The sequence below is a fragment of the Caldicellulosiruptor hydrothermalis 108 genome, assembly GCF_000166355.1.
In the GTDB taxonomy this organism is placed as follows: Bacteria; Bacillota; Thermoanaerobacteria; order Caldicellulosiruptorales; family Caldicellulosiruptoraceae; genus Caldicellulosiruptor; species Caldicellulosiruptor hydrothermalis.
The window spans coordinates 1,690,994-1,703,427 of the sequence record NC_014652.1 but is presented as its reverse complement, the minus strand read 5'-3'; the positions used below and the strand labels follow the sequence as shown (position 1 = coordinate 1,703,427).

At 35.6% G+C, this 12,434-nt stretch carries 15 protein-coding genes; 14 read left to right on the top strand and 1 reads right to left on the bottom strand.

Annotated elements, in window-relative coordinates; genetic code table 11:
* Positions 1 to 137: 137 nt before the first annotated feature.
* The 14 genes from CALHY_RS08465 to rlmH all read left to right on the top strand — a co-directional run bounded on the left by CALHY_RS08465 (position 138) and on the right by rlmH (position 11,468).
* Complete coding sequence (locus CALHY_RS08465) at positions 138 to 710, top strand: N-acetylmuramoyl-L-alanine amidase family protein (RefSeq protein WP_013403548.1); 573 nt, start codon at positions 138 to 140, stop codon at positions 708 to 710.
* Between the two features lie 93 nt (positions 711 to 803).
* Positions 804 to 1,658, top strand: a complete 855-nt coding sequence (locus CALHY_RS08460) for a DNA-3-methyladenine glycosylase family protein (RefSeq protein ID WP_013403547.1) — start codon at positions 804 to 806, stop codon at positions 1,656 to 1,658.
* Between the two features lie 30 nt (positions 1,659 to 1,688).
* Positions 1,689 to 2,393, top strand: coding sequence for a PrsW family intramembrane metalloprotease (locus tag CALHY_RS08455; protein ID WP_013403546.1), 705 nt, complete (start codon positions 1,689 to 1,691; stop codon positions 2,391 to 2,393).
* A gap of 37 nt (positions 2,394 to 2,430) precedes the next feature.
* The gene (locus CALHY_RS08450; protein WP_013403545.1) at positions 2,431 to 3,702 is read left to right on the top strand and encodes an MFS transporter; all 1,272 of its coding nucleotides are present in this window, start codon (positions 2,431 to 2,433) and stop codon (positions 3,700 to 3,702) included.
* Positions 3,703 to 3,844: 142 nt separating this feature from the next.
* The gene (rpmE, locus tag CALHY_RS08445) at positions 3,845 to 4,054 is read left to right on the top strand and encodes a 50S ribosomal protein L31 (RefSeq protein WP_013403544.1); all 210 of its coding nucleotides are present in this window, start codon (positions 3,845 to 3,847) and stop codon (positions 4,052 to 4,054) included.
* An 80-nt stretch (positions 4,055 to 4,134) separates the two neighbouring features.
* The gene (locus CALHY_RS08440; protein WP_013403543.1) at positions 4,135 to 5,076 is read left to right on the top strand and encodes a DUF1385 domain-containing protein; all 942 of its coding nucleotides are present in this window, start codon (positions 4,135 to 4,137) and stop codon (positions 5,074 to 5,076) included.
* Positions 5,066 to 5,932: a peptide chain release factor N(5)-glutamine methyltransferase gene (gene prmC, locus CALHY_RS08435; RefSeq protein ID WP_013403542.1), complete on the top strand. Its 867-nt coding sequence runs from the start codon at positions 5,066 to 5,068 to the stop codon at positions 5,930 to 5,932. The genes CALHY_RS08440 and prmC overlap by 11 nt, the downstream gene beginning before the upstream one ends.
* 24 nt (positions 5,933 to 5,956) lie before the next feature.
* The gene (gene prfA, locus CALHY_RS08430; protein WP_013403541.1) at positions 5,957 to 7,024 is read left to right on the top strand and encodes a peptide chain release factor 1; all 1,068 of its coding nucleotides are present in this window, start codon (positions 5,957 to 5,959) and stop codon (positions 7,022 to 7,024) included.
* Between the two features lie 64 nt (positions 7,025 to 7,088).
* The gene (locus CALHY_RS08425) at positions 7,089 to 7,886 is read left to right on the top strand and encodes a flagellar motor protein (protein ID WP_013403540.1); all 798 of its coding nucleotides are present in this window, start codon (positions 7,089 to 7,091) and stop codon (positions 7,884 to 7,886) included.
* Between the two features lie 5 nt (positions 7,887 to 7,891).
* The gene (locus CALHY_RS08420) at positions 7,892 to 8,665 is read left to right on the top strand and encodes an OmpA family protein (protein WP_013403539.1); all 774 of its coding nucleotides are present in this window, start codon (positions 7,892 to 7,894) and stop codon (positions 8,663 to 8,665) included.
* A gap of 64 nt (positions 8,666 to 8,729) precedes the next feature.
* Complete coding sequence (locus CALHY_RS08415; protein ID WP_013403538.1) at positions 8,730 to 9,497, top strand: ZIP family metal transporter; 768 nt, start codon at positions 8,730 to 8,732, stop codon at positions 9,495 to 9,497.
* Complete coding sequence (locus tag CALHY_RS08410; RefSeq protein WP_013403537.1) at positions 9,494 to 10,540, top strand: L-threonylcarbamoyladenylate synthase; 1,047 nt, start codon at positions 9,494 to 9,496, stop codon at positions 10,538 to 10,540. The genes CALHY_RS08415 and CALHY_RS08410 overlap by 4 nt, the downstream gene beginning before the upstream one ends.
* A 2-nt stretch (positions 10,541 to 10,542) precedes the next feature.
* Entirely contained in the window at positions 10,543 to 11,007 is a 465-nt protein-coding gene (locus CALHY_RS08405; RefSeq protein WP_013403536.1) for a low molecular weight protein arginine phosphatase, read from the top strand.
* A complete protein-coding gene (gene rlmH, locus CALHY_RS08400) occupies positions 11,004 to 11,468 on the top strand; it encodes a 23S rRNA (pseudouridine(1915)-N(3))-methyltransferase RlmH (RefSeq protein ID WP_013403535.1) in 465 nt (154 codons plus the stop codon). Before CALHY_RS08405 ends, rlmH begins: the two co-directional genes overlap by 4 nt.
* A gap of 60 nt (positions 11,469 to 11,528) precedes the next feature.
* Here the strand turns inward: rlmH and argB are convergent, their stop codons facing one another.
* Entirely contained in the window at positions 11,529 to 12,410 is an 882-nt protein-coding gene (gene argB, locus CALHY_RS08395; protein WP_013403534.1) for an acetylglutamate kinase, read from the bottom strand.
* Positions 12,411 to 12,434: the final 24 nt, after the last annotated feature.

The following is a 12,434-nucleotide window of genomic DNA, read 5'->3' as shown; positions in this document are numbered from 1 at the left end:
AAATCCAATTGATATTTTGGAGAAAGTAGCTGCTATTTTGCTCAAAATAGCAGCTACTTTTTTATTTCTGAGCGTTTTTTTTGAATTTCACAAATATGCGGAATTTGGAATACACTGATTTTGAGGAGGTGAAAAGGATGAAAGTATGTGTAGACCCAGGTCATGGCGCGAAAGACCCCGGAGCAATAGGGAAAAACAACACCAGAGAAAAAGATATAACACTTGCAATTGCTAAGAAGTTAAAATTCATCTTGGAAGATGGAACAAGTGCCAAAGTGATTTTGACAAGAGACTCTGATATTTTGCCGTGGGGAGAAAAAGGTGTTAAAGAGGACTTAAAAGCAAGGTGTGATATAGCAAACAAGAATTTAGTGGACATTTTTGTCAGCATTCATTGCAACAGCAGTAAAAATGAATCTGCAAGAGGTGTAGAGACTTTTTATTACAAAACCAGCCAGAGAGGATTTTTGCTGGCCATTGAGGTACAAAAAAGCATAGTTGAGTCAATTAAAACCATAAATCGCGGAGTTAAATTTGCAGACTTTTTTGTGCTGAGAGCTACCAAAATGCCTGCAATCTTAATAGAGTGCGGTTTTTTGAGCAATCCTGAAGAAGAAAAGATGCTAAATAATCAAAATTACCAGACTCAAATTGCGTTAGCAATTGCAAAGGGAATTGTGAATTATCAAAAAAATATTGATAAAGCATAAAAAATGCTGTATTCTTATAATTAAAAATAGAGCCAAGAATAAGTTGGCTCTTTTTGTTTTACAACATAAATAGTTGGAAAGGAATGAATTTTTTTGAACATAAAAGAGTATACTGATTTTCTTCGCATAAGTGGAGTAGAGATTAATTTTGACGCAACATTTTTTAGCGGGCAATGTTTTAGATGGAAAAAGGCAGAATGTGGATACATAGGAGTTGTAAATAGAAAAATAGTTTTAGTATATCCGCAGGATAACAATACTTTTGATATATACAACTGTTCACCTGACGAGTTTAAAAAATTTTTTTACTGGTATTTTGACTTGGACAAAGACTATGATTTGATTTTGAAAGAGCTTTCTGAGCATGATGAGATTTTGAAAAAAGCAGTTGAGAAGTACAGAGGGATGAGACTTTTAAATCAAGAACCTTTTGAATGTATGATTTCTTTTATTATATCTCAGAATAACAACATAAAAAGAATTCAAATTCTGGTGGAAAGACTTTGCCAGGCTTATGGGGAAAAAATAGAATACAGAGGATTTTCTTCTTGGACATTTCCAGAAATTGAGGATTTAAAAAAGATCTCAACAGAAGAATTAAAACGCTTAGGGTTAGGTTATAGAGCGGAGTATATCAAAGATGCAATTGCTAAATTAGATGAAGGTAAAATAGACTTTGAAAGTCTTGAGTCTTTGAGTTCTGATGAAGCAAGGAAGATTTTAAAAACGGTAAAAGGAATAGGAGACAAGGTTGCTAATTGTATATTGCTTTACTCATTGCAAAAGTATGATGTGTTCCCTGTGGATGTGTGGGTGAAGCGTGCCTTGAGAGAATATTATGGAATTGAAAATATAAAACAGCTGAGGCAGTTTATAAAGTCGTTTGGAGAACTTGCTGGGTATGCGCAGCTTTTTTTATTTCACTACATTAGAAATAGCGATAAATAAACTCAAGGTGACAAATGGAGGTAAATTGCTGTGACGCTTTATAAACTGATTATTTTGAGCATAGCTCCTTCTTTGTTCATAGCTCTTTATATCTATTTTAGGGACAAATTCGAAAAAGAACCTCTTCATCTTCTTTTGAAAACGTTTGTATGGGGGATACTTATTAGCTCTATTGTTGTGCCAATTGAATATTTTTTAATGGCATATGGGAGTATTTCTGCCTCAAGCAGACTCTCATTTATTGCATTTGAAGCATTTATTGTTGCAGGCCTTACAGAAGAGTATTTCAAAAGGCTTGTTGTGCTAAGAGTGGCTTTTGACACTCCTCATTTTAACCAGCCATTTGACGGAATAGTTTATAGTGTATTCTCTGCAGTTGGATTTGCTGCAATAGAGAATGTAGGGTATGTGTATCAAGCTTTTCAAGCCTCATATGATGCTGCAGTTTCAGTTCTTGTTCTAAGAGGTGTGATGGCAGTACCTGCACATGCTATGTTTGGAATTGTAATGGGATACTATTTGGGCTTTGCAAAGTTTGCACCTGAGAGCAGAAGTTATTGGTATTTCAAGGCTTCTTTAATTATCCCTATGCTTTTGCATGGATTTTATGATTTTGTGCTCATGTTAAATGTCTATGGAGCGCTTGCCATTGTTGGCATTTATGAGATTATATTGTTTGCTTATTGCCTAAAGTTAATTAAAAGAAGTCAAGAAATTTCAAGGTTATACTTTTAAAACTTGTAGGATTTTATTTAAGGAGATGAGCCTAAAAGTGACATCTGAAGACCAAGAACGGGAACTTAAAAGACTTGAGGTTTTTGCCTATAAAAATTTAAAGAGAAATTCTATCATTTCGATTGCAGATGGAGCAGTATTTGCAATAGGAAGCGGTATGCTTCCAGTCTCTACTGTGATAGTTTATTTTATTTCAAACTATGTCCACTCAAATACATTGATTGGACTTTTGACAACTTTGAATGTACTTTTGTCAAACTCTCCGCAGATACTTGTTGCTAAAAAACTTGAGATGCTTGAAACATATAAAGAATATTTTATAAAAGTTGCTTTGCTTATGAGGCTTATGTGGTTTTTGCTTGCTATTGATGTGTTTGTATTTGCTGCTAAGAATGAGCTCTTATTTATAATTCTTTTTTACATAATTTTTAGTCTTCAAGGTTTTTTTGCTTCATTTGCCAATATAACGTGGTTCAATCTTATACTAAAGCTTGTTCCTGAAAGACAAAGGAGCAAGTTTTTTGGTATAAGGTCATCGATAGGGGGACTGTGTGAGACATTTGGAGCCTTTTTGATGGGAAGGATATTAAGGCTTTTACACTTTCCTTATAACTATGGTCTTTTATTTTTAATTTCGTTTTTGATAATGATGCTCTCATTGTACATAGCTTCTATGATAAAAGAGATTCCTATCAAGAAACCCAAAAAGGAGATTGACAATAAGCATTATTTTAGGAGCATGTTTTTGATACTGAAAGAAGATAGAAATTTTACATATTATCTTCTTTCAGTTTTATTTATTGGCGCACTGGGTAAAATGCCATTTGGTTTTCAAACTATATTTGCAAAAAATAGCCTGAGTATTTCAACACAACATGTTGCAGTAGCAACCACAATATTGCTTTTTTCTCAAACAGTAGGATATATGCTATGGGGATTAATCGGTTCAAAGTATGGCTTTAAAAGTACCCTTTTGATTTCTGCGTTGATATTTTTGCCTGCAATATATTTTACATACCTTATGAGTTCTGTAAGCATTTATTATCTTTCTGTTGCCTTATTCGGAGTTGCTCAAAGTGCAAGGAACGTAAACGAAAGTAATATGGCTGCAAAACTTTGCAAGGACCCATTAAAACAGCCATCTTATATAGGTCTTAGAAACTTTATGATGGGACCATTTTTTGCTTTTAATTCTATAATAGCTGGAGGTATAATTGATACTCTTGGTAAAAACATTCTCTTTTTAATTTCGTTCATCTGCATGGTACTCGGATTTTTTATTCTGTGTTTTTTAGTTAGAGAGGATTAATCTTTCAATGCCGGTTTTGAAAAAACTCTTGTAAAAGGGGAATAACTGTTGTAAAATATTTTTGCACCTTTATGAATATGAGCAAGTTGTTGATTTAAGAAGACAACAAAAATTTGTATAAATCTTGTAGGAGGTGAAAGCAATGAAAGAAGGAATCCATCCAACATATTACCATGATGCAGTTGTCAGATGTGCATGCGGTGAGACATTTATAACTGGTTCTACAAAAAGAGAAATCCATGTAGAAATTTGCTCAAAATGCCATCCATTCTTTACAGGTAAACAAAAATTTGTTGATACAACTGGTAGAGTAGAAAGGTTCATGAAAAAATACGGACTTGACCAGAAATAGATAAGAGTGCTACTTCCGGAGAGGATTAGCCTGTGCTAATCCTTTTTATTTTATAAATTAGCAAAGATAGGAAGATGAGTATGAAAAAAACTACTATCGGCGGAATGGCTCTCATAGAAGGTATAATGATGAAAGGACCTAAAAAAATTTCAATTGTTATAAGAAAACCGAATGGAGAGCTTTACAAAGAGGTAAAAGATTTAACCATTGATGATACAAACAAACTTAAAAAGATTCCTTTTGTAAGAGGAATATTTATCTTATTTGAGCAGATGATTCTTGGGACAAAAGCTTTGATGAAATCTGCTGACATTGCATTAGAAGAGTTGCCAGATGAAGAAAAAGAAAAACAGAAAGATTTTGTGGACAGACTATTTGAAAAAAAGTTTTTCCAAAAGCTTGGTATTACCGATATAGCTATTTATTTTTCTGTAGTTGTATCCATAGTTCTCGGAACACTTCTATTTTTTTATATTCCTACTTGGTCTGTTGAGGCACTGAAAGGTTTTAGTCTTAGTAGCTTTTGGAAAAACATGATAGAAGGAATAGTGAGAGTAATAATTTTTATTCTTTATCTTTTATTTGCATCCCAGATGAAGGAGATAAAAAGGGTCTTTGAGTATCACGGGGCAGAACACAAAACAATCTTTGCCTATGAGAATGGTGAAGAGTTAAGCATTCAAAGCATAAAAAAATATTCTACACACCATCCGCGATGCGGAACAAGCTTTTTGTTCATTGTGATAATTATCAGTATAATCATTTTTACTATCTCCGGTTGGCAATCTGTTGTTATGAGGACTCTAATACGGCTTTTACTTCTTCCTGTAATTGTTGGTATATCATATGAGATAATAAGATGGGCTGGGAAAAGTGAAAGTGCTTTAGCAAGAATAATCTCATATCCTGGGCTTTGGCTTCAGAACATTACAACAAAAGAGCCTGATGAAAAGCAGATAGAAGTTGCAATTGAGGCATTAAAAGAGGTAGTGCCGGAGGACAGAAAGCTTGATGAGTGGTAGGTTAAAGACCATTGGCGAGGTTTTGAATGAAGCTGCTTTGATGTTAAGAGATTATTGTGAAAATAAGGAAGAAGACTATAAGAAGATTGCTCTTATGATGGTTTCGCAGATACTTGATATTGATAAAACAGAGGTTATTCTAAATAAAGGTTTACCTGTAGGACAAGACAAATATGAAAAGATTGTAAATGCTATTTCCAAATATTTACAAGACTATCCTCTTCAATATTGTACGAATAAAGCTTTCTTTATGGGTCTTGAGTTTTATGTTGATGAGAATGTTTTGATTCCACGATTTGACACAGAGGTTTTGGTAGAGGTTGCTATAGAAATATTTAAAGGTAGGAAGAATCTATACTTTTTAGATATTGGCACGGGTAGTGGCTGCATTGCAGTGGCTCTTTGCAAATTTTTAGATTGCAAGGTTTTAGCTGTTGATATTTCAGAAAGAGCGCTTGAGGTTGCAAGGAAGAATGCAAAATTGAATGGTGTAGAAAATAGGATTTCATTTGTAAGAAGCAACTTATTTGAAGATATTCCCAAAAATCTTAGACTTGATGCCATACTTAGCAATCCACCTTATATCTCTGAAAGTGAAAGGTTCAAGCTTGAGAAGCAAGTTTTAAAAGAGCCGCATATAGCTCTGTTTTCAAAAGAGGATGGGCTTTGGTTTTTCAAAGAGATTGCAAACAAAGCAAAGCTATATCTCAAAGATGGTGGTTATATTATTTTTGAAGTAGGATTTTCTCAAGCTGAAGAAGTCAAGAGAATTTTAGAGCAAAACGGTTATGAGAATATAAAGTCAAGAAAGGATTTGAATAATATTGAAAGATGTATCTTTGCAATAAATGGGTAAAAATATATTGGATGGGGTGATTGAATGATAGAGAAGCTTCAAGTAATTGAGGAAAAATATTTAGAACTTGAGAAAAAGATTGCAGACCCTGAGATAATAAGCCAGACTCAGGAATGGCAAAAACTCATGAAAGAACACAGCAATCTTCAGCCAATTGTGGAAAAGTTCAGAGAATACAAAAGGATTTTAAATACTATCAAAGAGGCTGAAGAGCTTTTAGATACAGACCTTGACGAGGACTTTGAAAAACTTGTAAAAGAAGAGCTAAATCGGGCAAAAGAACAGAAAGAGATTGTTGAAACACAGCTCAAGATTTTACTTTTGCCCAAGGACCCCAACGACGAAAAGAATGTTATAATGGAGATAAGAGCAGGTGCAGGTGGCGAGGAAGCAGCACTTTTTGCAGCCGAGCTTTTCAGGATGTATTCAAGATATGCAGAGAGGAAAAACTGGAAAGTTGAAGTGATGTCGACAAGTGAGAGTGATTTGGATGGGTTTAAAGAGGTAATTTTCATGATAAGCGGAAAAGGTGCATATAGTAGGCTCAAATATGAAAGTGGTGTTCACAGAGTTCAGAGAGTACCTGTGACAGAATCAGGCGGAAGAATTCATACATCAACAGCAACTGTTGCGGTTTTGCCAGAAGTTGAGGATGTTGAAGTGGAGATAAGAGAAGAGGACCTTGAGATAGACACATTCAGGGCAGGTGGTGCAGGGGGTCAGCATGTAAACAAGACAGAGTCGGCTGTCAGGATTGTTCACAAACCAACAGGAATTGTTGTGACCTGCCAGGACGAAAGGTCGCAGCATGCAAACAGGGACAGGGCAATGAAGATACTAAGAGCAAGGCTTTATGATTATTATCAGAGCATTCAGCAAAAAGAAATAGAAAGTCAAAGAAGAAGCCAGGTTGGAACTGGTGACAGAAGCGAAAGAATAAGAACATATAACTTTCCTCAGGGACGTGTGACAGACCACAGGATTGGTCTTACTTTGTACAAGCTTGAGCAAGTTTTAGACGGTGAGCTTGATGAGATTATTGATGCACTGATTACTCATTTTCAGACAGAGAGATTAAAAGAAGTAAGTTAAAATGCCGATAAACTTTATGATTGAGCGCGCAAAATTATAACCAGAAAAGGGATGATGATAAAAGATGGATATTCTTTCAATTGGCGGGTTGATATTGGGTTTTGGTTCTCTTTTAACTGCGTTTATAATTGAGAAGGGTAATCCTGCAAAACTATTACAGATTTCAGCTGCCATGATTGTTTTTGGCGGGACAATTGCAGCAGTGCTTGTATCATTTCCAATGTCACAGATAAAAACTGCTGTGAAACATTTTAAATTGGTTTTTATGGATAAGAAAATTGATTTTGCAAGTGTTGTTGAGCAGCTTGTCCAGCTTTCTGACAGGGCACGAAAAGAAGGACTTTTGGCTTTAGAACAGGAGATTCCCAACATTCAAAATCCGCTTTTGAAAAAGGGTTTGGGACTTGTTGTTGATGGTATTGAAGGAGAAGTGATTAGAGATATTTTGGACAGGGAAGTTTACCTTGCTGAAGATGAGCTGAAAGAGGCAGCTGAGGTATTTGAGGCAGCAGGTGGATATGCTCCTACAATGGGTATCATCGGTACTGTTATGGGTCTTATTTCTGTGCTTTCAAACTTAACAAATCCAGATGAGCTTGGCCCAGCTATAGCTGTTGCATTTGTTGCAACTTTGTATGGTGTTTCATCTGCCAACCTTATCTGGCTCAACTTTGGTAAAAAGATAAAGACAAAAGCAAAGCAGGAGAGAATGTTAAATGAGATAATCGTGGAAGGGCTTTTGTCAATCCAAGCTGGTGAAAACCCAAGAATACTCAGAGAAAAGATTGGCGGAATATTAAAAGAAGCGAAGCAACAACAAGCCCAAGCTGGTGAGGCTGCTTCAGCTCCGATTGGGGGTTGATATAGATGGGGAGAAAAAGAGTGGCAGAGCCAGAAAAAGAAAATCATGAACGATGGCTTATTACCTATGCAGATTTGATTACTCTTTTGCTCATATATTTTATTGTCATGTATTCCATGAGCAAGCTTGACATGGACAAATTTAAGAACTTTACAGAATCTCTAACATCTGTTTTGAAAGGTACAGCCTATATTTTTGAAAACTCTGGTCCCTCTATATTGGAAGGATTATCTGGAAAGAATGTCAAGGGGACAAACACTGATGTTGGCGGGACAACAAAAAATAAGCAGATGACTGAGGAAGAACTCATAAATGACATACAGAAACAGGTTTTAGGGCTTATAAAAGAACATGGTATTGAAGGCAAGGTGCTTGTGATACAGGAAGAGAGAGGATTATCAATTTTACTTAAAGATGTGTTATTCGACACAGGTTCTGCAAAGCTTACACCACAGGCAAAGGGAGTTGTTCATGAAATTGCAAAGATTTTAGAGAAGGTTCCGAATAACAATATCAGAATTGAAGGACACACGGATAATGTCCCTATACACAACAAATACTTTTATTCTAACTGGGAACTTTCAACAGCAAGAGCTACATCTGTTTTGCAGGAAATTTTAAGAGTTTCAAAGGTAAGGCCCGAAAGATTTTCTGTTGTTGGCTATGGTGAGTACAGACCAATTGCTTCTAATAAGACACCAGAAGGAAGAGCGCTCAACAGAAGAGTTACAATTGTGATACTGAGAACAGTATACAGCAAAGCTGAACCTGTAAGATAAGAGAATTTGCTAAAACATGTGCTTGAAGTGTTTATAAAAGGGATGAAATTCTCATAATATTTAAATGAAATTTGTTAATTTTGAAGTTGCTTTGTTGAAAGTAGATTTTTTATTTTTCAACCTCTTTGCTTTTTTTTGTGGGATAGCTGGAGCATTTGTCGGGGCTCTGGCGGGTTTGGTCTTGCCTTTAAATGATGAGAATATGAAAGACTCCTTAATTGGTTTTACATCAGGACTTATGCTTGGTTTAATTTGCTTTGGGCTTATCCCTGAAGCTGTGAGTATTTCAAACTTGCTCTTATGTATTTTAACATTGATTGCTTCATATTTTTTGATTGGGATATTGGAAAGAGCATTGACAATGAAATATTCACTTTCACAGAACAGATATCTCAAGAGTGGAATACTTATTTTAGTTGCTCTTTCTCTTCACAACTTTCCTGAAGGGTTGGCAATAGGAAGCAGTTTTGCTGTAGAAAAGAGTTTTGGAATTTTAGTAGGAATTATGATAATAATTCATGATATTCCAGAAGGATTTGCTCTTTCGCTACCTTTGAAGATGGCTAAGCAGAGTAAAATAAAAATATTAAGATATGCAATATTGTCAGGAGTTCCAACAGGTATTGGGTGTTTAGTTGGAAGTATGATAAGCTATATTAACAAATATGTAGTAGCAGGCTGTCTTGCTTGTGCAGCAGGTGCAATGTTGTATGTTGTGATGAATGAGCTTATTCCAGAGTATAGTCGAAAAGAAAATATTAAAATGGCAACAATCTCAAACATGATAGGCATTATTATAGCACTATTACTTTTGGAGTGGTTGGAATTATGACAATTATCATTGACGCAAAGGAAGGTATAGATTATAAAAAGCTTGAAAAAGCAGCTTTGATATTGAGGGAAGGTGGGCTTGTTGCATTTCCAACAGAAACTGTATATGGTCTTGGAGCAAACGCACTTTTAAAAGATGCAGTGGATAAGATTTTTTTAGCTAAAGGAAGACCTCAGGACAATCCGTTGATTGTTCATGTATCTTCAAAAGAGATGCTTGAGATGTGTGCTGAAATTACAGATGAAAGAGTTTATATGCTTATCGAAAGATTTTGGCCAGGACCGCTTACAATTGTTCTACCTAAGAAAAATGTTATTGCTGACAACGTCACAGCAGGTCTTTCGACGGTTGGTGTTAGAATGCCTGCAAATAAAATTGCGCTTGAACTTATACGACTTTCCGGTGTACCAGTGGCAGCACCATCAGCAAACGTCTCTGGAAAACCAAGTCCTACAGAAGCCAAGCATGTGATAGAGGACCTGATGGGTAAGGTGGATATCATAATTGACGGTGGCAAATGTTCTTTTGGACTTGAATCAACTGTAGTAGATTTGAGCGGCGAAAAAGCTGTGATTTTGAGACCTGGTGCAATTTCGTATTTTGCTTTGAAAGAGGTGCTTGGCAATATAGAGTACAGCAAAGCGGTGGTGGAAGGACTAACTGGAACTGTGCCAAGGTCACCTGGCATGAAGTACAAGCACTATGCACCTGATGCCAAGCTCATAATAGTAAAAGGAAGAATTGATAAAAGGATTGACAAGATAAATGAGATGAAAAAGAAGTTGGAGTTTAAAGGACACAGGGTTGGGATATTGTGCTTTTATGAGACAGTCCACAATTTTGATTCGCAGTACAAGCTCATTTTAGGGAGCATGTTTGATGCAAAAGAGTGTGAGAGAAATCTGTTTTCGATATTGAGAAAATTCAACCAACTTGGTGTTGATTATATACTTTGTGAGTGGGGAGAATTTAACTTAGAATTTCTTGCTCTGGAAAATAGACTTTACAAAGCAGCAGCAAACCATATTGTTGAGGTGTTGTGATATTGAAGAAAAAGATACTTTTTGTGTGTACAGGCAATACCTGCAGAAGTCCAATGGCAGAACATCTTTTAAAGGAAAAGCTAAAAAAGATGAATATTGATGACATTGAAGTTGAATCAGCTGGGCTTTCTGCATTTTTCCCACAGAAGGCTTCGAAGAATGCTATATTAGTGATGAATGAAATTGGTATTGATATCTCGTCGCATGTGTCAAGACTTATAAATGAGGAGATGATAAAAGAAAGCACTCTTGTCTTAACAATGGAAAGGTATCATAAAGAGGTAATTACAAAGATGTACCCTGGTGTTATGGACAAGGTGTTTACTCTAAAAGAGTATGTCTTGGATGACAAAAAAGAATTGGATGTTGTTGACCCGTATGGTGGGGATATCGAAGAGTACAGAAGGTGCAGAGATGAACTGAGTTATCTTCTTGACAAACTTTTGTCGAAAGTGGATGATATATGATAAGAATAATCAGTGTTGGAACAATAAAAGAGAAGTATTTTCTACAGGCATGTGAAGAGTACAAAAAAAGACTTTCGCGGTGGGTAAAAGTCGAAGAAATAGAGATAAAAGAAGAAGATGAAAATAAATATTCTAATATCGAAACGCTTTTAGAAAAAGAAGCTGATAAGATTTTAAAGCTTATAAAGAAAGACGAATTTATAATAGTGTGTGATGTTAATGGAATTGAGTTTTCATCAGAAGAATTTTCTGAGATTCTAAGGAAAAACATGAATAGCAGTAAGGATATTACTTTTATCATTGGCAGTTCCAACGGTCTTTCAAATGAAGTGAAAAGAAGAGCTGATTTGCTTCTCTCATTTTCAAAACTCACTTTTCCTCATCAGCTTTTTAGAGTCTTACTTTATGAACAAATTTACAGAGGATTGTCAATTATTTATGGGAGAAAGTACCATAAATAAACGGGGCTATGGTCAAAGAAGGATAAAGCCCCGTTTATTTATAACTGACATACAAAATTTTCACAGATGAATCATTGTTCCAATGCCTTTGTCTGTGAATATCTCAAGCAAAATACAGTGGGGAATTCTTCCATCAAGTATGTGTGTACGATTGACACCGTGCTTTAGTGCATCAATGCATCCTAAAACCTTTGGAATCATTCCACCATCAATCTTTCCTTCATCAATCATCTTTAAAACTTCATCGGCACTTATTGCTGAGATTATTTCTTTGCTATTTTTATCGTATTTTAATCCTTCAACATCTGTCATGAACATGAGCTTTTCAGCCTTTATTGCCTTTGCAATCTCAGCAGCAACAGTATCTGCATTAATGTTGTAGCTTGTGCCATCTTCTCCAACACCAATTGGTGCAACAACAGGTATGTATTCATCCTTGGCAAGCATTTCTAAAACCTTTGCGTTTATTGACACAACCTCTCCAACGTAACCTAAGTCAACTTTTTCACCATTTACATACTCATAATGTTTTCGTGCTTGAATTAAATTTCCATCAATTCCGCAAATACCTATTGCCTTTCCCCCTTTTTGGTTTAGCATTGATACAAGTTCTTTGTTTGTCTTTCCTACCAGAACCATTTGAGCAACTTCCATGGTTTGCATATCTGTTACTCTGAGCCCATTGACAAACTGACTTTCAACATTGAGCTTCTTAAGGACTGAATTTATGTCAGGTCCACCGCCATGAACAACTATTGGATTTACACCAATGTATTTGAGCAAAGTTATATCTTCCATAACCCAGTTTTTAAGCTTTTCATTTATCATGGCATTCCCGCCATATTTTATCACAACAGTCTTTCCATAGAGCTTTTGTATGTAGGGAAGAGCTTCTATTAATATACTTGCTTTTTCAATCAGAGTGTCCATTTCTTCGTACATAAACCATCATCCCTTCATTCTTAG

Bases quoted from the DNA above. Each gene is read 5' to 3' on its own strand.
- CALHY_RS08465 (WP_013403548.1), top strand. From the start codon at position 138: ATGAAAGTATGTGTAGACCCAGGTCATGGCGCGAAAGACCCCGGAGCA.
- rpmE (WP_013403544.1), top strand. From the start codon at position 3,845: ATGAAAGAAGGAATCCATCCAACATATTACCATGATGCAGTTGTCAGA.
- CALHY_RS08440 (WP_013403543.1), top strand. From the start codon at position 4,135: ATGAAAAAAACTACTATCGGCGGAATGGCTCTCATAGAAGGTATAATG.
- prmC (WP_013403542.1), top strand. From the start codon at position 5,066: ATGAGTGGTAGGTTAAAGACCATTGGCGAGGTTTTGAATGAAGCTGCT.
- prfA (WP_013403541.1), top strand. From the start codon at position 5,957: ATGATAGAGAAGCTTCAAGTAATTGAGGAAAAATATTTAGAACTTGAG.
- CALHY_RS08425 (WP_013403540.1), top strand. From the start codon at position 7,089: ATGGATATTCTTTCAATTGGCGGGTTGATATTGGGTTTTGGTTCTCTT.
- CALHY_RS08420 (WP_013403539.1), top strand. From the start codon at position 7,892: ATGGGGAGAAAAAGAGTGGCAGAGCCAGAAAAAGAAAATCATGAACGA.
- CALHY_RS08415 (WP_013403538.1), top strand. From the start codon at position 8,730: ATGAAATTTGTTAATTTTGAAGTTGCTTTGTTGAAAGTAGATTTTTTA.
- CALHY_RS08410 (WP_013403537.1), top strand. From the start codon at position 9,494: ATGACAATTATCATTGACGCAAAGGAAGGTATAGATTATAAAAAGCTT.
- rlmH (WP_013403535.1), top strand. From the start codon at position 11,004: ATGATAAGAATAATCAGTGTTGGAACAATAAAAGAGAAGTATTTTCTA.
- argB (WP_013403534.1), bottom strand. From the start codon at position 12,410: ATGTACGAAGAAATGGACACTCTGATTGAAAAAGCAAGTATATTAATA.